Source organism: Pannonibacter sp. XCT-53 (genome assembly GCF_009915765.1).
Lineage (GTDB): Bacteria > Pseudomonadota > Alphaproteobacteria > Rhizobiales > Stappiaceae > Pannonibacter > Pannonibacter tanglangensis.
The window spans coordinates 247,114-267,846 of the sequence record NZ_JAABLQ010000004.1; the positions used below are offsets into that span (position 1 = coordinate 247,114).

Sequence of the window (20,733 nt, forward strand, 5' to 3'; positions counted from 1 at the left end):
GGGCTTTGCCTCCGTATATGCTGCCCGACCTGTAAAGGTCAAAACAGGGAATGCCCCTGTAAAGGTCAAAACAGGGAATGCACCTGCAAAGCTCGGGGCCGGGAATGCGGCGGCAACGTGCCGGGCGGGAAGTGCAACCGGAAACGGCAGAACGTGCTAGGCTGATCCTTGCGTCCGGAAACTGGGCCGTCCCTCGGGGCGGGCACGCCGCCTGCGGTGCGGGGCCATCGCCGGCCGTGTCCCGACCGGTCCGGATCGGGCCTGGCCCTGATGGAGCCTTGCCCTGATTGAGGCTGGCCCTGATGGAGCCTGGCCCTGATGGAGCCTGGCCCTGATGGAGCCTGGCCCTGATGGAGCCTGCAATGTCTGAGTTTGCCCGATCGCGGTTGCGTCCTGCTCTCGGCATGGTCCTGTCGGGCCTGCGCCGGACCCTGGTGGCCGGGTTCGACGTGCTGCTGCCGCCCCGCTGCCCGGTCTGCGAGGCTGTCACGGCGGACAATGGCAGCCTGTGTCCGGAGTGCTGGACACGCATGCCCTTCATCTCGGCGCCCTGGTGCGCGCGGCTGGGCACGCCCCTGTCGCATGATCTGGGCGAGGGGGCGCTCAGTGCCCGGGCAATTGCCGAGCCGCCGCTGTTCGACCGGGCGCGGGCGGCAACACTCTATCAGGGGCCGGCGCGGGACCTGGTCCTGGCGCTGAAGTTCGGCGGGCGCCGCGATGTTGCAGGCGTCATGGGCAGGCTCATGGCCGGCAATGGCCGCGAGATCCTGACGCCCGAGACGCTGCTGGTCCCCGTGCCGCTGCACCGGTTCCGTCTCTGGCAGCGCCGCTTCAACCAGGCCGCCCTGCTCGCCCGGGCGGTCGGGGCGGCGAGCGGGGTGCCCGTGGTGCTGGATGCGCTGGAGCGGCGGCGGCGGACGCGCCAGCAGGTCGGCCTGACCGCCCGCGAGCGCCATGCCAATGTCCGCGGAGCCTTTGCCGTCCCCGATGCCGCGCGGCCACGCCTCCTCGGCCGTCCGGTGGTGCTGGTGGATGACGTGCTCACGACCGGTTCGACGCTGTCGGCCTGCACCCGCGTCCTGCGGCAGGCCGGTGCCAGCCGGGTCGACGTGCTGACCTTCGCCATTGCCGATCCGGTAACCAATGAGCTCTAGGCTTTCCGGCATGAGGGCCGTGGAGCGGCCATCCGGAGCGCCTCTTGTGCCGCTAGCGGAAGGGGCAATATAAGCCGCTCAGGCAGGACCGCGCAGAGCGCGGCCGTTCAGGAGTTTCGACGTGGTTGATGTGACCATCTATACCCGCCAGGGCTGCGGCTATTGCGTCGCGGCGAAACGGCTTCTCGACAGCAAGGGCGTGCGCTACACCGAGCATGACGCCACGTTTCGTCCCGAGCTGCGCGCCGAGATGATCGGTCGCGCCAACGGGCGGACCACCTTCCCGCAGATCTTCATCGACGCCATGCATGTCGGGGGCTGCGATGACCTGCACGAGCTGGACCGGTCCGGCAAGCTCGATCCGCTGCTGAACCGCTGAGGCCCTGCCATGACCCGCTTTACCGCCGCCTGCGTGCAGATGCGCTCCTCCCGCTCCGTCGCCGACAACATCGCGCAGGCGGAGGCGCTGATCCGGCAGGCGGCTGCGGCCGGTGCGCATTACGTGCAGACGCCCGAGATGACCAACATCCTCGAGCGCAGCCGGGCCGACCTGATGGAAAAGATCACGCTCGAGGAGCAGGATCCGACCCTGTCCCGGTTCCGGGCACTGGCAGCCGAGCTGGGCATCCACCTGCATGCCGGGTCGCTGGCAATCCTCCTGCCGGACGGACAGGTCGCCAACCGCGCCTTCCTGATCCGGCCCGATGGCAGCATCCTTGCCCGCTACGACAAGATCCACATGTTCGACGTGGACCTCCCGAACGGGGAAAGCTGGCGCGAATCCGCCACCTACCGGCCCGGCGAGCAGAGCACGCTTGCCGCGCTCCCCTGGCTGACCATGGGCATGGCGGTTTGCTACGACCTGCGCTTTCCTGCCATCTTCCGCAGCCAGGCCCGGGCCGGCGCCGCCATGCTGACGATGCCGGCTGCCTTCACGCGCCAGACAGGTCAGGCGCATTGGCACGTGCTGCAGCGCGCACGGGCGATCGAGAACGGCGCCTTCGTCGTCTCGGCTGCCCAGGGCGGCACCCATGCGGACGGCCGCGAGACCTTCGGCCACAGCCTGATCGTCGGCCCCTGGGGAGACGTGATCGCCGAGCTTGACCACGACGAGCCCGGCGTCGTTCTGGCCGAGATTGATCCGGAGGAGTCGCTGAAGGCGCGCCAGCGCATTCCCGCCATCGCCAACGAGCGCAGCTTTGCGCTGTCCGGCCAGTGAAGGAGGATCCGGCGCGTGATCCGCTACTCTCTCCTGTGTGACAATGCCCACGGCTTCGAGGCCTGGTTCCGCAACTCCGGTGACTATGACGCGCAGAGCGCGCGCGGTCTGGTGTCTTGCCCGGTGTGCGGGTCGCCCGTGGTGACCAAGGCGCTGATGGCACCAGCGGTTGCTACCGCCGAGAAACGGGAGGAACGCCAGCAGGCGGCAGCGGCTGTCGCGGCCGGGCCGTCACCCGCCGCCGTGCCTGCGCCCGAGCCGGTCACGCCCGGGGTCGACGGCACGTCCAGCGCGGCCCTCATCCCCTCCGACGCGCGCTATGCCGAGCTGGTCGGCAAGCTTCGCGAACTGCGGGCGCAGATGACGGCCAATGCGGATTATGTCGGGTCCTCGTTTGCCGAGGAAGCGCGCAAGATGCACTACGGCGAAACCGATCACCGCAACATCTATGGCGAGACCAACGCCGATGACGCGCGCTCGCTGCTCGAGGAAGGCATCAGCATCCTGCCGCTGCCGGTGCTGCCCGACGACCGCAACTGAGGTCGGCGCGGCGGACCCAGCCACCGCGCGCCCTGCTGCTGCCCCTGTCGCGTCCGCCGTTCCAGTGCGGGGGGCTGTCGCCCCACAACACGTCTCACAACAGGTCCCACAACACGGCCGGCGACACGTCCGCCAAAACGTCCACTAGCCGCCTGACGGCGTCCCGATCTGTCCGTCAGGCATGAGGCGTCAGGCTTCAGGGTCCGGCCGGCGGGCTGTCCGTCAGGCCGCGCCGGCCGGTTTGGCGGGGGCCTTGCGCGGGGCCGCAGGGCCGCTGCCCTTGCGCACCGGTGCCTTGCGGGCGGGTGTCGCGGCCATGGCCGGGGCCGACGCGTCGGCCGGCGTCACGGCCTCCGTGCGGAGCGGAGCGTTCCCCTCGGCGTCCGTGGTGCGATGCGCGGCAGTCTCCGCCGGGGCGGAGGGCGCGGCCAGCGCCACTTCCTCTTCCGCGGCGTGTTCGATCTCGACCACCGCCTCGACCGCCGTTTCGGTCAGGGCCTCGGCGCAGGCCGCGCCCTCGGAGACGCTGTCCTTCCAGAGTTCGAGCGAGCGCTGGGCCTGGCTCTCATAGTCCTGCCACAGGGTCCGCAGGAAGGACTGCATGGTGCGCATCGCCTCGTCGGGCAGACGGCAGGCCGTGAGGCTGCGGACATAGTCGAGGTCGGCATTGAGGCGGTGGGTGACGAAGTCCATGTGGCTGGTCATCGCCTTTTCGGCGTTGGTCACCATCCGGCGGCGCACGTCTTCCATGCAGCGGAAGGTCCGGTCCTCGATCCGGTCGCTGCGCTCGGCCCAGCTCCAGTTGCGCGGCAGGCCGCCGAGCCCCGCCGGGAGCCAGGACTGGGGCAGGAGCGCATCCATGCCGGAGAGAAACGCCGTGTCCCTGGTCTGCTTGCTGTCCTCATGTGTCATGCCTGCCTCCCGTCGCTCGGTTTCAGGGTCCGGACGCCTGCTCCGTCCCCGGCGGATTGCTGCAGCGCGTCGATACACGCCCAAGGCGTCACTTTGATGATAAGGATGTCAGGCCTCCAGTCTAACGTGCCCTTCGTGTCCCCGGTTTGATCTGGCTCATGGCGCGCGGTTTTGCGGTGCGAAAAACTGGCGCCCACGCGTGTCCTGGTGGGGCAGAAGGAGACAGCCGATGTCACAGCAGACCGGATCACTGCCAGCGCCAGCGGCCCCCAGTCCGCTTTCCTCCACGTCCCACTTGTCCGGTCCGCACGCGTCCGGTGCAGGTCCCGCCGCGCCGGGGCCCGATCCGGACGGGCGCCCGGTCTCACGCCGTCCGGCAGGCCTTGCGCCCGGGACGTCATGGTTGTCTGGGATCTCTGGGTTCTCTGGGCTGTCGGGACTGTCCGCCTTGCCTGGCCTGCCGGTCGGGGAGGGACCGCTGGAGAGCGGCACTGCGGAGCTCCTGGACCGCGCCACACGCGCCTGTCTTGCCCGGGTTACCGGCGGCGTCTCGCCCGGTGCCCTCGCCGAGGCCTATGCCGACTGGCTGATGCATCTTGCCGTCTTGCCGGGCAAGCAGGCCCTCCTTGCGGAACAGGCCGTCCGGACGACGCAGCGGCTGCTCCGGTTTGCAGCAGAGTGTGCCGCCAACGGCGGCACCGCCGCCGCCTGCATCGAGCCCTCGCCCCAGGACAGGCGCTTCCGCGGCGCGGACTGGGCCACCTGGCCGTTCAATCTCTATGCGCAGTCGTTCCTTCTCACCCAGCAGTGGTGGTCCAACGCCATGACCGGCGTGCGGGGTGTGTCCCCCCATCACGAGCGGATCGTGGACTTCGTCACCCGGCAGATGCTTGATCTGGTGGCCCCGTCCAACTTTCCGGCCACCAATCCGGACGTGCTGCGCCGGACGCTGGACGAGGGCGGCATGAACCTGGTCCGCGGCGCCCGCCATGCCCTGGAGGATCTCGAGCGCCTCGGCACCCGCCGTCCGCCGGCCGGCAGCGAGGCCTTCCGCCCCGGCGAGACGCTGGCCATCACGCCGGGCAAGGTCGTCTACCGCAATCACCTGATCGAGCTGATCCAGTACGCCCCCGCGACGCCGGCGGTGAAGGCCGAGCCGGTGCTGGTCGTCCCGGCGTGGATCATGAAATACTACATCCTCGACCTGTCGCCGGAGAACTCGCTGGTTCGCCATCTGGTCAGCCAGGGTTTCACGGTGTTCATGATCTCCTGGCGCAATCCGGGTCCGGAGGACCGGGATCTGGGCATGGATGACTACCGTCGGCTGGGCGTCGAGGCGGCCGTGGCGGCGGTGCGGACCATTACCGGTGCGCCGCGGCTGCATGCGGCCGGCTATTGTCTCGGCGGCACCCTGCTGTCGATCACGGCGGCCGGCCTGTTCCATCGCGGCGACGAGAGCATCGCCAGCCTGTCGCTGTTTGCAGCCCAGACCGACTTCACCGAGGCGGGCGAGCTGACGCTCTTCATCGACGAGAGCGAGGTGTCCTTTCTCGAGGACCTGATGTGGGAACAGGGCTATCTCGACACGGCGCAGATGTCGGGTGCCTTCCAGCTGCTGCGGTCCCGCGATCTCATCTGGTCGCGTCTGGTGCATGAATACCTGATGGGCGAGCGTGCCCCGATCTTCGACCTGCTCGCCTGGAACGCCGATGGCACGCGGATGCCCTTCCGGATGCACTCGGAATACCTGCGCCAGCTGTTCCTGCACAATGACTTTGCCGAGGGGCGCTACCGGGTGGAGGGGCAGGCCGTGTCCGTCGAGGACATCCGGGCGCCGATCTTTGCCGTCGGCACGGACCAGGACCATGTCGCGCCCTGGCGCTCGGTCTTCAAGATCCGCCATCTGGCTGACAGCGAGGTGACCTTCGTGCTCACCGTCGGTGGCCACAATGCCGGCATCGTCAGCGAGCCCGGGCACAGGAACCGGAGCTACCGCATCCTGACAACGCCCCAGCACGCGCTGCATCTCGATCCGGACGGCTGGCTGGCGGCCTCGGAGCAGCGCGAGGGCTCCTGGTGGGAGGCATGGGCCGACTGGCTCGCGGCCCGCGCGGGTGCCAAGGTCGCGCCGCCACCGATGGGCCGGCCCGAGGCCGGGCTGGTGCCGCTCGGGCCGGCGCCGGGCACCTATGTGCTGATGCCCTGATCCTGCGCCACGTCCTGTTTGCGTCCGGGCTTCGGTCTGGGCTTCGGTCTGGGCTTCCACCCGGGCATCGGCCTCTGCCGATCCGCGCCTGTCAGGCCTTCGCCCAGGCCTGCAGCTCGGCGGTGACCGCGCCGGGTGCCTCGAGCGTGGACAGGTGGCCGCAGCCGGGGATCACGGCGAGCCGGCTGCCGGAGATCGCCGCATGCATCTCCCGGGCAACCTGCGGCGGCGTCAGCGTGTCGCCGTCTCCCACCAGCACCAGTGTCGGCACGGCGATGGCGGCCAGCGAGGGGCGGGAATCGATCCGGCCCATGATGGCGCGCTGCTGCCGCACGAAGGCCTCCGCGCCGGTCTCCTGCGCCATCTCCACAACGGTCGCCTTCAGCGTCTCGTCATCCACCCGGCTGGCGTCGACAAGGCCGGGATAGAGCAGATGCGGCACCTTGCCGAACTTGCCCGTCTCGGCCAGCTCGATCAGCACGCGGCGGCGTTCGCCCTGTTCCGGCGCATCAGGCTTCGGGCTTGTGTCCAGCAGCGCCAGCCGGCTGACCCGCTCCGGCGCGGCGCGCAGGATTTCCAGCGCGATGTAGCCGCCCATGGACAGGCCGGCGAGGGCGAAACGCTCCGGCGCCACCGCCAGGATGTCGGCGGCGATGGCCGCAATGCTGTCGTGCCGGCGGTGGTCGGCGACCAGCACCGGCCGGTCCGCCAGCGCCACGATCTGCGGCGCGTAGAGTGTCTCGGTGCAGAGCAGACCGGGAATGAGGACAATCGGTTCCATCTCGCGCCGTCCCGTCAGCGACCGGCCGTGCCGGGGCGGCCGGCCAGCAGCATGTAGTTGACGTCCATGTCGCGCGACCTGTTCCAGGTGTCGGTGAGCGGATTGTAGGTCACGCCGTTGCGGTCGAGGATCTCCAGTCCCGCCGTCGCCAGCGGGCCCTCGATCTCGGCCGGGCGCACCAGCTTGTCATAGGAATGGGTTCCCTTCGGCAGCCAGCGCAGCACGTATTCCGCCCCGACGATCGCCAGCGCATAGGCTTTCAGCGTACGGTTGATGGTGGCCACGAACATCAGCCCGCCCGGCCGCACCATGCGCGACACTTCGCCCAGGAACAGCGGCACGTCGGCCACGTGCTCCACCACTTCCATGTTGAGCACCACGTCGAAGGTCTCGCCGGCCGCTGCCAACTCCTCTGCCGTCGCAGCGCGGTAATCGATGTTCAGGCCGGACTGGGCAGCGTGCAGCTTCGCCACCTCGATGTTGACGGCAGAGGGGTCGGCGCCCGTCACCTCGGCGCCGAGCCGGGCCATCGGTTCGCTCAGGAGACCGCCGCCGCAGCCGATGTCGAGGAAGCGCAGGCCCTTGAAGGCGTCGCTGGCGCGCGGATCACGGCCGAAGCGGGCGCAGACCTGCTCCTTGATGTAGGCAAGGCGCACCGGGTTGAACTTGTGCAGCGGCCGGAACTTGCCGGCCGGGTTCCACCATTCCGCCGCCATCGCGGAAAACCGGGCCACCTCGCGCTCGTCAACGGTGCCCGCACTGGTGGGGCTGGCATTGGGGCTCATGGCTGGTCCTTTCCTCGGTCATGTCCTGCGGCAAGCCGTGAACCGGCTTCCTGTCTTGCGTGGTGTCTTACGCGGGGCTTGCGCCGTGCGGATGACCTTCTCGCTCGCGGGCACTTTGTCAAGGCGCGGTGTTGCAGCAGGGGCCGTGTGGCTGTATGGATTTCGCCCGATCCGCCGGGCGCGGTTGCCGCGCCCACAGGCCCTCGCGAGTGAAGACCAGGACCCAGATGGCCCGACTGGTTATGAAGTTCGGCGGCACGTCCGTCGCCAATATCGAACGTATCCGCAACGTGGCCCGTCACGTGAAGCGCGAAGTCGATGCCGGCCACGAGGTGGCTGTCGTCGTCTCCGCCATGTCGGGCGCCACCAACCAGCTCGTGGCCTGGTGCCGGGAAGCTGCCCCGCTGCATGACGCGCGCGAATATGACGCGGTCGTCGCCTCCGGCGAACAGGTGACTTCGGGCCTCCTCGCCATCGTGCTGCAGGAGATGGGCATCAACGCCCGGTCCTGGCAGGGCTGGCAGATCCCGATCCGCACCGACGGCTCGCATGGCGCGGCCCGCATCGCCGACATCGACGGGTCCTTCCTGATCGAGCGGCTGAAGCAGGGCCAGGTCGCCGTGATCGCCGGCTTCCAGGGCATTGCCCCCGACAACCGCATCTCGACCCTTGGCCGTGGCGGCTCCGACACCAGCGCCGTGGCGGTTGCGGCCGCCATCCAGGCGGATCGCTGCGACATCTACACCGATGTCGACGGCGTCTACACGACCGATCCGCGCATTGTCCCGAAGGCCCGCCGTCTCGACCGCGTTGCCTTCGAGGAAATGCTCGAGATGGCCTCGCTCGGTGCCAAGGTGCTGCAGGTCCGCTCGGTCGAGATGGCCATGGTGCATGGCGTTCGCACCTTCGTGCGCTCCAGCTTCGATGATCCCGATGCCCCGCAGACGGGCAAGGATGGTCTGCCCCCCGGAACCCTTATCTGCGACGAGGATGAGCTCGTGGAACAGCAAGTCGTGACCGGCATCGCCTTTGCCAAGGATGAAGCCCAGATTTCCATCCGCAACGTGCCGGACAAGCCGGGTGTTGCGGGCGCCGTGTTCGGCCCCCTGGCGGATGCCAACATCAACGTGGACATGATCGTCCAGAACATCTCGCCGGACGGCAAGACCACCGACATCACCTTCACCGTGCCCGAATCGGAATACGAGCGCGCGCTGAAGGTGCTTGAGGACAAGCGCACCGAGCTGGCCTATGCCGGCATCGAGGGTGCCCGTGATGTGGTGAAGGTGTCGGTCATCGGCATCGGCATGCGCTCGCACGCCGGCGTTGCAGCCCAGTGTTTCCGCGGCCTGGCCGAGAAGGGCATCAACATCCGCGCCATCACCACCTCCGAGATCAAGATCTCGGTGCTGATCGATTCCGCCTACACGGAACTTGCGGTGCGGACTCTCCATTCGCTATACGGATTGGACGGATAAGTCTCACCGTGGGGAATGCGCTGGCGGGGATGCCCGCCGGCTGCCCGCCCCGCCGACAGGAACGGAGCTGACGATGCGCAGCAATCTGGCCGGTCCGCGCCTGTTGCTCCGGCGGCTTCGCGAAGTCATGGCGGAGCCGATCAACGCGCAGGAGCGGCTTGACAAGATCGTGGTGCTGATCGCGGCCAACGTGGTCGCGGAAGTCTGCTCCGTGTACATCCTGCGCGCCGACGGCGTGCTGGAACTCTATGCCACCGAAGGTCTCAAGCGCGAGGCGGTGCACCAGGCATCGCTGCGCGTCGGTCAGGGCCTTGTCGGCCTGATCGCCGCCGAAGCGCGGCCGCTCAACCTTCCCAACGCCCGCGCCCATCCCGCCTTCGCCTATCTGCCGGAGACCGGCGAAGAGGCCTACAATTCCTTCCTCGGTGTTCCCGTGCTGCGGGCCGGCCGGACGCTCGGCGTCCTGGTGGTGCAGAACAAGTCGCACCGGACCTATTACGAGGACGAGGTCGAGGCGCTGCAGACCACCGCGATGGTCATCGCGGAAATGGTCGCTGCCGGCGAGCTGGAGGCCATTGCCAAGCCGGGCACCGGTCTCGACCTGTCGCGGCCGATCCGCTTCGAGGCGGTGGGGCTTGCCGATGGCGTCGGCCTCGGCCACGTCGTGCTGCACGAGCCGCGCGTCGTCGTCACCAACCTGATCGCCGAGGACACGGACCACGAGCGCACACGCCTTGAAGGCGCCGTGAGCCGTCTGCGCCTGTCCATCGACAGCCTGCTGTCCAGCGGCGACATGGCCCAGTCGGGCGAGCACCGGGACGTGCTCGAGGCCTACCGGATGTTTGCCTATGACCAGGGCTGGATCCGCAAGATCGAGGAGGCCATCAACAATGGCCTCACCGCGGAAGCTGCCGTGGAAAAGGTCCAGAGCGACATGCGTGCCCGCATGCTGCGCCAGACCGATCCCTATCTGCGCGAGCGGCTGCATGATCTGGATGACCTGGCGCACCGGCTCATCCGCGAGCTGATGGGCCGCCAGCACGGGTCGTCCACCGGCGTGCTGCCGAAGGATGCGATCATCGTCGCGCGCAACATGGGCGCCGCCGAGCTGCTCGACTACGGGCGCGACCGCATTCGCGGCGTCGTGCTCGAGGAAGGCGGCCCCACCAGCCACGTGACCATCGTGGCCCGGGCGCTCGGCATTGCCGCCGTCGGCCAGGTGCAGGACATCGTCAGCCTCGCCGATGCCGGCGACGCGATCATCGTCGACGGGGCCTCGGGCGAGGTCTATCTGCGCCCGGCCACCGACGTGCAGGATGCCTATGCCGAGAAGGTCCGGTTCCGGGCCCGGCGCCAGGCGGAATACCGGCGCCTGCGCGCCAAGCCCTCGGTAACCAAGGACGGGGTCGAGGTGGCGCTGCAGATGAATGCCGGCCTGCTCGTCGACCTGCCGCACCTGTCCGAATCAGGGGCAGTCGGCGTCGGGCTGTTCCGCACCGAGCTGCAGTTCATGGTTGCCTCGTCCTTCCCGCGGCTGTCCGACCAGCAGAACCAGTACACCCAGGTGCTTGATGCGGCCGGTGGCAAGCCGGTGACATTCCGCTCGCTCGACATCGGCGGCGACAAGGTGCTGCCGTATCTCCGGGCGATCCATGAGGAAAACCCGGCGATGGGCTGGCGTGCGCTGCGCCTCGGTCTTGACCGTCCCGGCCTGCTGCGCACCCAGGTCCGCGCGCTGCTGCGGGCCGGCGCCGGGCGTGAGCTCAAGCTCATGTTCCCGATGGTGTCGGAGGTCGAGGAGTTCCATCGCGCCAAGGAGCTGGTGGACCGGGAACTGCGCCATTCCCGCCGTCACGGTCACGGCGTGCCGGACGTCATCCGTCTCGGGGCGATGATCGAGGTGCCGTCGCTGCTGTTCCAGCTGGAAGAGCTGATGCAGGCGGTGGATTTCGTCTCGGTCGGCTCCAACGACCTGTTCCAGTTCTTCAACGCGGTCGACCGCGGCAACACCCGCGTTGCCGACCGCTACGACACGCTCGGCACCGGCTTCCTGCGGGCGCTGAAGGCAATCACGGACGCGGCTGCCCGCCACCATGTGCCCGTGACCCTGTGCGGCGAGCTTGCCGGCAAGCCGCTCGAGGCCATGGCGCTGGTCGGCATCGGCTTCCGGTCGCTGTCCATGTCTCCGGCTGCGCTGGGGCCGGTCAAGGCGATGGTCCGCAGCCTCGATCTCGGACGCCTGCAGGCGCGCCTGCTGCCGCGTCTCGAGCCGGGCCATCCCGACAAGGACCTGCGCCAGTTCCTACGCCAGTTTGCCGTCGAACAGGACGTCGCTCTCTAGACACCCATACACCCTGTGCCCGCGCCGGACTGGCCGCGCGGCCAAGGAGATGCGCGCATGCTTGCGCAAGCCAAACTCGATACCCTTCTCGTCCGCTTCGCCGAAATCGAGCACCGCATGTCGTCCAATCCGGACGCGGCGACCTATGTCCGCCTGTCGCGCGAGTATGCCGAGCTGGATCCGCTGGTCACCACCGTGCGGGCGCTGCGCAAGGCCGAGGAGGAGCTGGCCGGGGCCGAGCTGATGATCGCCGAGGCGGCCGGTGACCGGGAGATGCGGGAGCTGGCCGAGGCCGAACGCGAGGCGCTCACGGCCCGGGTGGCCGAGCTGACCCAGGCGGTGCGCATCGGCCTGCTGCCGAAGGATTCGGCCGACAAGAACGACGCCATCCTCGAGGTGCGTGCCGGCACGGGCGGCGATGAGGCCGCGCTCTTTGCCGGGGACCTGTTCCGCATGTATCAGCGATACGCCGACCTGCGCGGCTGGAAGGTCGAGCTGCTGTCGGCCAGCGCGGGCGAGGTGGGCGGCTTCAAGGAAGTGATTGCCTCGGTGACGGGCGAGAATGTCTTTGCCCGGCTGAAGTTCGAGTCCGGCGTGCACCGGGTGCAGCGGGTGCCCGAAACCGAATCGGGCGGGCGCATCCACACCTCTGCGGCGACGGTGGCCGTGCTGCCGCAGGCCGAGGACGTGGATGTGGAGATCCTCGACGCCGACCTGCGGATCGACACCTACCGCGCCTCGGGGGCAGGTGGACAGCACGTCAACACGACCGATTCCGCCGTGCGCATCACCCATCTGCCCACCGGCATCGTGGTGGCGGTCCAGGACGAGCGGTCGCAGCACAAGAACAAGGCGAAGGCGCTGCAGCTCTTGCGCGCCCGCATCTATGACGCGCAGCGCGAGAAGGCCGCGAGCGAGCGCACCGAGACCCGCCGGCTGCAGGTCGGCTCCGGTGACCGCTCCGAGCGCATCCGCACCTACAATTTCCCGCAGGGCCGTGTCACCGATCACCGCATCGGCCTGACCCTCTACAAGCTGGAGCAGATCCTGTCCGGCGAGGCGCTGGACGAGGTGATCGAGGCGCTCATCGTCGATCATCAGGCCACGCTGATGGCGGCCGAGGAGGGGTGATGCAGACGCGCGGTCGCCTCTACCGCCATCTGCGCGACCGGTTCCGGGCGGCCGGGCTGCCGACTGCGGATCTCGACGCCCGCCTGCTGGCGGCGGCAGCCCTCGGCATCGATCCGGCCTCGCTGGTGCTCGATCCCGACGAGGCCGTGTCGGGGGAAGGTGCGGCCCTGGCCGAGGCGCATCTGCAGCACCGTCTCGCCGGAATGCCCGTCGGCCGCATCCTTGGCCGGCGCGAGTTCTTCGGGCTCGAGCTTGCGCTCTCCGCCGGCACGCTGGAGCCGCGGCCCGACACGGAGATCCTGGTCGAGGCCGTGCTGGCCCGCGTCTCTCCCGAGGCCCCGCTCCGGATTGCCGATCTCGGCACCGGCACCGGGGCGATCTGCCTGGCGCTGCTCGGCCGGCTGCCGCTGGCACTGGCGCTCGCGGTGGACCTGTCGCCCGATGCGCTGGCGACGGCGCGCGGCAACGCCCTGCGGCACGGTCTCGCCGGGCGGGTCCTGTTCCTGCAGGGCGACTACGCGGCTGCGCTTGCGCCCGGGCTTGACGTGATCGTCAGCAATCCGCCCTACATCAGCCACGCGGAGCTCGCTGCACTGGACCCCGGCGTGCGTGATCACGACCCGATTCTGGCGCTCGACGGCGGTGCGGACGGGCTTGATGCCTATCGTGTTCTTGCGCCGCAATGTCATGACCTTCTGCGCCACGGCGGGCTGCTGGCATGCGAGATCGGAGCCGCACAAGGTGCGTCCGTGGCAGGCCTGTTTGCCGCAGCCGGCTTTCAACGCATTGAGATCGTTCAGGATCTGGCCGGCCTTGATCGCGTTGTGCTGGGCTGGAAGATCTGACTGAAACCGGTCTTTTTGTGCGGAAAAAGGGCTTGGAAATCTGCCGGGAACGGGCTAGTTTCACCTCGCCGAAGCCGGAATGACGCAATCGGGGCAGGACTATACTGCCTGCTCGGCGATCTAGCCTGGACGGGGATATCGGGCCAAACGATCGCGACGCGTTTTGGGAACCGATGAATTTCAAAAAGCTCCGGCATTCGGTCTGTCGCAGATGATGGCGAACGCAGTCTCATTCTACGGGACGGAGCGGTCGCATCGGGCTTTGCTAACAGGCGGGCGTTTGGCCGCCGGGCGCTGATCTGTCGTCATGGCGGTCACGACCGGAGGTGTGCAGGCGACGCCACGTGATTGATCGGCCGGGTGCCGGTCGCCGTTCCCTTAAGAGATAACGGCAGGATGAGACCAGGAAATCAAAACAAGCAGCGTATGCGTGGCAGGGGTGGCCGCAAGGGACCCAACCCGCTTAACCGGACGTTTGAATCGAACGGACCGGACGTGAAGATCCGTGGGACGGCTCTGCATATCGCGGAGAAGTACCAGCAGTTGGCCCGCGATGCCCAGGCAGCCGGTGACCGTGTGATGTCGGAAAACTATTTCCAGCACGCCGAGCACTACCTGCGCATCGTTGCGGCTGCCCAACCCAACATGCTGTCCGCCAATGGCCTGCGGTTCGACGGGGCGCATGAGGACGAGGACGACGAGGACATCGGCGGCGAGCGTTTCGAGCAGATCGATCGCCCCGAACGGTCCGATCGTGCGGAACGCCCCGAGCGGGCTGAACGCGGCGAACGTCCCGACCGCATGGAGCGGGGCGAGCGGTACGACCGAGGTGACCGTCCCGACCGGGGCGAGCGTCCGGACCGGGGCGAGCGCCCCGAGCGGAGCGAGCGCCCGGAGCGTGGCGATCGTCCCGATCGTGCCGAGCGTGGCGACCGTCCGGAGCGCGGCAACCGCGACCGCCGGGATCGTGGCGAGCGCTACGAACGGGCGGCCCGTCCGGTGGACTATGTCACCGCCGACACGCCGCAGCCTTTCATCGAGAGCATGCCCGTGATCGACCTGAGCGGTCAGGCCACCCGCGGCCCGGTCGCCCATGACGAGGCGGAAGACCAGGTGTTCGATGCCGGGCACGAGGGGGGCGAGGATGACAAGCCGCGCCGCCGTCTGCGTGGCACCCGGGGTCGTGGCCAGCGCCGCGGCGCGGACGAGGCCGAGGCCGCACCGGCCGAGGTTGTCGAGCCCGTTGCCGCCGCACCGGAAGCGGATGCAGGCGAGGCCGGCGAGGCCAAGCCGCGGGTCCGCCGCGCCCCGCGCCCGCGCCGTCCGAAGGACGCCGAGGCCGTCGCGGGCAGCGACGCCTGACCGGCCTGTCCTGACTGGCCAGCCCTTGCCGGCACGTCCTTGCCGGCCTGTCCTGTCCGACCAATCCTCAAGACGGCGTCCGGGTCCCCGGGCGCCGTCTTGTCGTTCCGGCGCCGGCACGGGACTGCCCCGCCCCATATCGACCTGTTCCGCCTCCGGCGGCACAGGTCGGGGATCGCTCCAGCGCCAGGCGAGCCTCGGCTGTTAGGAAAGATCCGGAGTTGCCGGGCCTCCCCCTTTTGTTGTCGATTTGCAACACTATATCGGAGAGGCCATCGCAAGGATGGCGCGGTCGCCCGCTTGCCGGGGGCCGCAGTCCGATACGCCGGCCATGCTTCGGGTGGACCGGCGGCAAGGAGGTCATGATGAACATCGAGAAATTCACCGAGCGGGCGCGCGGCTTCATCCAGTCGGCCCAGACCTATGCGCTGGGGCAGGGACACCAGCAGTTTCTTCCCGACCACATTCTGAAGGTGCTCCTCGACGATCCCGAAGGCATGGCCTCCGGTCTGATCGACCGTGCGGGCGGGCGTTCGCGCGAGGCCAAGGCCGAGGTCGACCGGGCGCTGGAAAAGCTGCCCAGGGTGTCGGGCGGTTCGGGCCAGCTCTACATGGCCGCGCCGACGGCCCGCTTCTTCGATCAGGCCGAGAAGCTCGCCGACAAGGCGGGCGACAGTTTCGTCACCGTCGAGCGCATGCTGCTCGCGCTGGCTATGGATGCCGACAGCGAGCCGGGCAAGATCCTGGCGCGCGCGGGCGTGACGCCGGCGGCGCTGAACCAGGCGATCAACGCCCTGCGCAAGGGCCGCACCGCCCAGTCGGCCAGCGCGGAAAACCAGTATGACGCGCTGAAGAAATATGCCCGCGACCTGACCCAGGTGGCGCGTGACGGCAAGCTTGATCCGGTGATCGGCCGCGACGAGGAGATCCGCCGCACCATCCAGGTGCTGTCGCGTCGCACCAAGAACAACCCGGTGCTGATCGGCGAGCCGGGCGTTGGCAAGACGGCCATCGCCGAGGGCCTGGCCCTGCGCATCGTCAATGGCGATGTGCCGGAATCGCTGAAGGACAAGCAGCTCCTGGCCCTGGATCTCGGCGCTCTCATCGCCGGGGCCAAGTATCGCGGCGAGTTCGAGGAACGGCTGAAGGCGATCCTGTCGGAGGTCGAGGCGGCCGCCGGGGGCGTGATCCTGTTCATTGACGAGATGCACACGCTGGTGGGGGCGGGCAAGGCGGATGGGGCGATGGATGCCTCCAACCTGCTGAAGCCTGCGCTCGCGCGCGGCGAGCTGCATTGCGTCGGTGCCACCACGCTCGACGAGTACCGCAAGCACGTGGAGAAGGATGCGGCCCTTGCCCGTCGCTTCCAGCCGGTCTTTGTCAGTGAACCGACGGTCGAGGACACGATCTCCATCCTGCGCGGCATCAAGGAGAAGTATGAGCTGCATCACGGGGTGCGCATCACAGACAGCGCCATCGTGTCGGCCGCGACCCTCTCCAACCGGTACATCACCGACCGGTTCCTGCCGGACAAGGCGATCGACCTGATGGACGAGGCCGCCAGCCGTCTGCGCATGCAGGTGGATTCCAAGCCGGAAGAGCTTGATGAACTGGACCGCCGCATCATCCAGCTCAAGATCGAGCGTGAGGCGCTGAAGAAGGAAAGCGATGCGGCCACGCTCGACCGTCTGGGCAAGCTCGAGAAGGAGCTGTCGGAGCTGGAGCAGGCGTCGGCCGAGCTCACCGGCCGCTGGCAGGCGGAGAAGGCCAAGCTGACCTCCGAGCAGAAGCTGAAGGAACAGCTCGACCAGGCGCGCGGCGAACTCGAGAAGGCGCAGCGCCAGGGCAATCTCGCCCGGGCCGGCGAGCTTGCCTATGGCGTCATCCCGGAGCTTGAGCGCAAGCTGGCCGAAGGTGCATCCGCATTGCAGAAAGGGGCGATGGTCGATGAGGCCGTGACCTCCAGCCACATCGCCCAGGTGGTGTCGAAGTGGACCGGCATTCCGGTCGACAAGATGCTGGAAGGCGAACGCGACAAGCTGCTGCGCATGGAGGACGAGCTGGCCCGCCGTGTGGTCGGGCAGGCGGAAGCCATTCATGCGGTGTCGACCGCCGTGCGCCGCGCCCGCGCCGGCCTGCAGGATCCGAACCGGCCGATCGGCTCGTTCATGTTCCTCGGGCCGACCGGCGTCGGCAAGACCGAGCTGACCAAGGCGCTGGCCTCGTTCCTCTTCGATGACGACACGGCCATGGTGCGCATCGACATGTCGGAGTTCATGGAGAAACACTCCGTGGCCCGGCTGATCGGCGCGCCTCCGGGCTATGTCGGCTACGAGGAAGGCGGCACGCTGACCGAAGCCGTGCGGCGGCGCCCCTATCAGGTCGTGCTGTTCGACGAGATCGAGAAGGCCCATGCGGATGTCTTCAACGTGCTGCTGCAGGTGCTGGATGACGGCCGGCTGACCGATGGCCAGGGCCGGACGGTGGACTTCCGCAACACGCTCATCATCATGACCTCGAACCTCGGGGCCGAGTATCTCGTCAGCCAGCCCGAGGGGCAGGATTCCGATGCTGTCCGCAGCGAGGTGATGGAGGTCGTGCGCGGTCATTTCCGCCCCGAGTTCCTCAACCGGCTTGACGAGATCGTGCTGTTCCACCGGCTGCAGCGCAACCAGATGGCCTCCATCGTGGAGATCCAGCTCGGCCGCCTGCGGTCGCTGCTGGCCGACCGGAAGATCCGGCTCGATCTCGACGAGGGCGCGGTCGGCTGGCTGTCGCAGAAGGGGTATGATCCGGCCTATGGCGCCCGTCCGCTGAAGCGGGTGATCCAGAAGGAGGTGCAGGATCCGCTGGCCGAGAAGATCCTTGCCGGCGAGATCCAGGACGGGGACCACATCTCCGTCTCGGCCGGAACCGATCGTCTGCTGTTCAGCCGCACGGCGGACCAGTCGGTGGCGGCCTGATCGACAGCTGCCTGATCAACAGCTGCCTGACTGACAGCTGCCTGATCGACAGCTGACTGATCGACAGCAGAGCGCAGAAACGGAAACGGCCCGCGCGTGCGGGCCGTTTTTCTGTCCGGTCTGCGGTGTGAATTCCGGGTCAGGCGCGGGCGGGCAGGGCGTCCCTCAGCGGGCGACCGTGCTGGCCGAGGCCACACGCGAGCTGCGCGGGCCACGGTCGAGCAGGGCGTCGATGCGGTCGCGCTCCTCCTCGAAGGCCGCCAGCATCTCGCCTTCCAGCACGCGGCCGCGCGGCAGGCGGATGCGCATCGGATCCACGAAATTGTTGTTCACCAGCACCTCGTAATGCAGGTGCGGGCCGGTGGAGAGGCCGGTCGACCCGATGTAGCCGATGATCTGGCCCTGGGTGACCCGGGTGCCCTCGACGATGCCCTTGGCGAAGTCGTTCATGTGGCTGTACGTCGTGACATAGCCGTTGGCGTGGCGGATCTCGACGCGCTTGCCGTAGCCGGACACCCATTCCGACTTGATGACCGTGCCGTTGCCGGCGGCCATGATCGGCACGCCGCGCGATGCCGACCAGTCGACGCCCGTGTGCATCTTGGCAAAGCCATGGATGGGGTGGCGCCGCATGCCGAAGCCCGAACGGAACACGCCGCCGGACAGCGGCTTGCGCATCAGGAACTTCTTGGCGCTGCGTCCGGCTTCGTCATAGTAGTCGACCTCGCCGTCATCGGGCGTGCGGAAGCGGTAGAGCCGGCGCAAGGTCGAACTCGTGGTGAGCGAGGCGTAGAGGATTTCTGCCGGCTCGTCGGTGCCGTCCTCGGTCAGGCCGTAGAAGACCTCGATGGCGTCGCCCGGCTGGACGCGGGCGTTGAAGTCGACGTCATAGGAGAAGGCGCGGACCAGTTCGCCGATCAGCGGTTCGGGGATCTCCTGCTCCAGCGCGGTCAGGTAGATGCCTTCATAGAGCGAGGGCACGGACCCGCTGGTGCTGGTGGCCGCCCGGCTGGCCTCGGCGAAGGCGTCTGCCATGGCGTCGCCCATCACGTCGGTCGGCGCCGCGGCGACCACATAGGTGCCATTGTCGGCGCGGGCCACCGTGACCTTGTGATCACGCTCGCCGTAGATGCTGACGCGCTCGGGCCGCATGCGGCCCGGCGTGTTGGGGTCCGCCGCCATGCCGATGCGCAGGCGCTCGCCTTCCTTCACCTCGACGACACCGGCCCCGTGCCGCAAGGCGGCCAGGATCGATTCCGCCTCCACATCCGAGGCGTCGTTGTCGACGAGCAGGTCCTTGAGGTCCTGACCTTCCAGCACCGGCAGGATCCGTTCGTCGATCCCGACCATGACCGTCTCGTCTTCCTGCTTGGAGACGAAGGACACGTTTTCCTGGGTGATGCGGACCTGCAGCCGGTCGAAGTCGGACAGGCGCGCCAGGCTGAAGTCGAACCGGCCCGGATCGACGATGGTCCGGCCGGCCATGTCGATGCTGTCGTCTGCCAGCATCTGCGCCGAGGCGCTGACCTCGCGGGCCACGGCGGCCTCGTCCGGCGTCAGGGCGAGGTCGATCATCGGGCTGTTCACGGGGAAATCGGACTGGGTGATGCTGAACTCGCCTTCCGCGCGGGCGGAGTAGATGCCGTCGGAGACCGCGCGGTCGGTCGCGGCCTTCTGCCCGTCGGAGAACATCTGCAGCGGGTTGAACTCCGGGATCCGGGCTGTCAGCTCCGGCGTCTTGCGGCTGGCAAGGCTCGCATTCACCAGCACATAGGGCTTGGCCTTGATGAAGTCGCGGTCGCCGACGCGGGTGATCACGTTGACGGGGATCACCTGGCGGTTGGTGAACTGGGCGGAGCGGCGCGAGACCCGGTCGCCCTTGGTGCCGGAGGTGAGGGTGCTGGCGACCGCGGCCGGATCCGGTTCGGGATTGGTGGCGGCCGCGACCCGGTACTGGCCGTCAAGCGCCGCCATCAGGGCGCCCCCCATCAGCATCACCGAGGTCAGGCCGGTGAGCACCGTGCCGGTGAGCCAGCGCAGGCTGACCTTGCGCCGGTCGGGCAGGGCGTTGCGCTCGTCATAGACGACGAGCGGCGGGGTCTCGCCCAGGTCGACGGAAGGATGTGCGTGGGACTGGAACGGGCCCAGATGCATGGATCGCCTTATCCTGATGGCAGCTCCCTGGAGGTGAAGCCGGACAGGAGCCCTGTCCGCCCGTGCCCGCCGGGGCTGTCGTTCTCTCTTCGCTTCTGGTCCGGTCGCACCGGCGGACCGCAGGCTGACCTGTGGCCGACGCAAAAATGCAGGCTCGGCCGGGAAAGGTCAACGCTGCAGCATCCGGGCCGGTGCCGGACTGTCAGTCAAGGGCCGGCCTGTCCGGTCCGGGCCCGCATGGCCCCCGTGCCGTCAGGCGGCCCCCTTGCCGCGGTGCCGGCGTCAACCGGCTCCATCTGGCTCCATCTGGCTCCATCTGGCGCCGACCGGACGCGCCGGACGCCACGCCTGCGGGGCGAGGAGCCCGGTCGTGCCGGTGCGGGCGCCGATGCGGGCGCCGATGGCACCGGACATCCCGGCTAACGGCCTTTTCCGGCATGATTAAGGCCGGTTAACGGGGAGGGGGCAAAAAAGAAATTTGCAGGCTAAGCCGGGAAAACGAGGTTTCCCACAGGCCTGCAGGGCGCGTGGACGCAACGGATTCTGCGGCTTTTCGCCATGTGAATCTTTTTTGACAATCTGTGTTGACTCGGAAATGGGGTCTGCGTATAACCCACCCATCGACGGCGGCGCTGCCAACTGGTGACGCGCCACTGACCGTCGGTTCTGCCTGACAGACAGAGCAGTCCAGACCCTCTCCGGAGGCACGGACAGTTCGTCCCGAAAGGTTGAGGGCTTTGCCCGGTTCTTTGACAATTAGGATTTTGAAGGAAGGGAAGCGTGGCCGGCGTTGTTCTTGCGCGGCTGGGTCTCGAGAGGGGCCTGGCGCGGAGCAAGAGTTACGGCAGGTACGCTACTTTCT

The 20,733-nt window shown here is 68.3% G+C and carries 15 protein-coding genes; 11 read left to right on the forward strand and 4 right to left on the reverse strand.

The window, feature by feature from the left end:
• Window positions 1–362 precede the first annotated feature (362 nt).
• From GWI72_RS19740 to GWI72_RS19755, 4 genes are all read left to right on the forward strand, one after another.
• Complete coding sequence (locus tag GWI72_RS19740) at window positions 363–1,154, forward strand: ComF family protein (protein ID WP_244314432.1); 792 nt, start codon at window positions 363–365, stop codon at window positions 1,152–1,154.
• A 121-nt stretch (window positions 1,155–1,275) separates the two neighbouring features.
• The gene (grxC, locus tag GWI72_RS19745) at window positions 1,276–1,533 is read left to right on the forward strand and encodes a glutaredoxin 3 (RefSeq protein WP_161709732.1); all 258 of its coding nucleotides are present in this window, start codon (window positions 1,276–1,278) and stop codon (window positions 1,531–1,533) included.
• Window positions 1,534–1,542: 9 nt separating this feature from the next.
• The gene (locus GWI72_RS19750; protein WP_161709733.1) at window positions 1,543–2,373 is read left to right on the forward strand and encodes a carbon-nitrogen hydrolase family protein; all 831 of its coding nucleotides are present in this window, start codon (window positions 1,543–1,545) and stop codon (window positions 2,371–2,373) included.
• A 15-nt stretch (window positions 2,374–2,388) separates the two neighbouring features.
• Entirely contained in the window at window positions 2,389–2,913 is a 525-nt protein-coding gene (locus GWI72_RS19755; protein WP_161709734.1) for a DUF1178 family protein, read from the forward strand.
• 222 nt (window positions 2,914–3,135) lie between these two features.
• Here GWI72_RS19755 and GWI72_RS19760 read toward each other — a convergent pair whose 3' ends face one another.
• Window positions 3,136–3,825: a phasin family protein gene (locus GWI72_RS19760; RefSeq protein WP_161709735.1), complete on the reverse strand. Its 690-nt coding sequence runs from the start codon at window positions 3,823–3,825 to the stop codon at window positions 3,136–3,138.
• Between the two features lie 448 nt (window positions 3,826–4,273).
• Here GWI72_RS19760 and GWI72_RS19765 point away from each other — a divergent pair, with 448 nt between their 5' ends.
• Window positions 4,274–6,031 carry a PHA/PHB synthase family protein gene (locus GWI72_RS19765; protein ID WP_244314433.1) on the forward strand — a complete coding sequence of 586 codons (1,758 nt, stop codon included), beginning with the start codon at window positions 4,274–4,276 and terminating at the stop codon, window positions 6,029–6,031.
• Window positions 6,032–6,122: 91 nt separating this feature from the next.
• Here GWI72_RS19765 and GWI72_RS19770 read toward each other — a convergent pair whose 3' ends face one another.
• Window positions 6,123–6,812, reverse strand: a complete 690-nt coding sequence (locus GWI72_RS19770; protein ID WP_161678113.1) for an alpha/beta fold hydrolase — start codon at window positions 6,810–6,812, stop codon at window positions 6,123–6,125.
• A gap of 14 nt (window positions 6,813–6,826) precedes the next feature.
• Window positions 6,827–7,597, reverse strand: a complete 771-nt coding sequence (gene ubiG, locus GWI72_RS19775; RefSeq protein ID WP_161678115.1) for a bifunctional 2-polyprenyl-6-hydroxyphenol methylase/3-demethylubiquinol 3-O-methyltransferase UbiG — start codon at window positions 7,595–7,597, stop codon at window positions 6,827–6,829.
• 227 nt (window positions 7,598–7,824) lie between these two features.
• Here ubiG and GWI72_RS19780 point away from each other — a divergent pair, with 227 nt between their 5' ends.
• From GWI72_RS19780 to clpB, 6 genes are all read left to right on the forward strand, one after another.
• Window positions 7,825–9,075 (forward strand): aspartate kinase, encoded by a 1,251-nt coding sequence (locus GWI72_RS19780; RefSeq protein ID WP_161678117.1) that lies wholly within the window; start codon window positions 7,825–7,827, stop codon window positions 9,073–9,075.
• Window positions 9,076–9,148: 73 nt separating this feature from the next.
• Complete coding sequence (gene ptsP, locus GWI72_RS19785; protein WP_161678119.1) at window positions 9,149–11,416, forward strand: phosphoenolpyruvate--protein phosphotransferase; 2,268 nt, start codon at window positions 9,149–9,151, stop codon at window positions 11,414–11,416.
• A 57-nt stretch (window positions 11,417–11,473) separates the two neighbouring features.
• The gene (gene prfA / locus GWI72_RS19790; RefSeq protein WP_161678121.1) at window positions 11,474–12,547 is read left to right on the forward strand and encodes a peptide chain release factor 1; all 1,074 of its coding nucleotides are present in this window, start codon (window positions 11,474–11,476) and stop codon (window positions 12,545–12,547) included.
• Window positions 12,547–13,392, forward strand: coding sequence for a peptide chain release factor N(5)-glutamine methyltransferase (gene prmC, locus GWI72_RS19795; protein WP_161678123.1), 846 nt, complete (start codon window positions 12,547–12,549; stop codon window positions 13,390–13,392). Before prfA ends, prmC begins: the two co-directional genes overlap by 1 nt.
• A 426-nt stretch (window positions 13,393–13,818) precedes the next feature.
• Window positions 13,819–14,754, forward strand: a complete 936-nt coding sequence (locus GWI72_RS19800) for a DUF4167 domain-containing protein (protein ID WP_161709737.1) — start codon at window positions 13,819–13,821, stop codon at window positions 14,752–14,754.
• A gap of 365 nt (window positions 14,755–15,119) precedes the next feature.
• Window positions 15,120–17,717, forward strand: a complete 2,598-nt coding sequence (gene clpB / locus GWI72_RS19805; protein ID WP_161709738.1) for an ATP-dependent chaperone ClpB — start codon at window positions 15,120–15,122, stop codon at window positions 17,715–17,717.
• Window positions 17,718–17,882: 165 nt separating this feature from the next.
• On the opposite strand, the gene GWI72_RS19810 is transcribed toward clpB, so the two are convergent.
• Window positions 17,883–19,871: a M23 family metallopeptidase gene (locus GWI72_RS19810; protein ID WP_161678129.1), complete on the reverse strand. Its 1,989-nt coding sequence runs from the start codon at window positions 19,869–19,871 to the stop codon at window positions 17,883–17,885.
• Window positions 19,872–20,733: the final 862 nt, after the last annotated feature.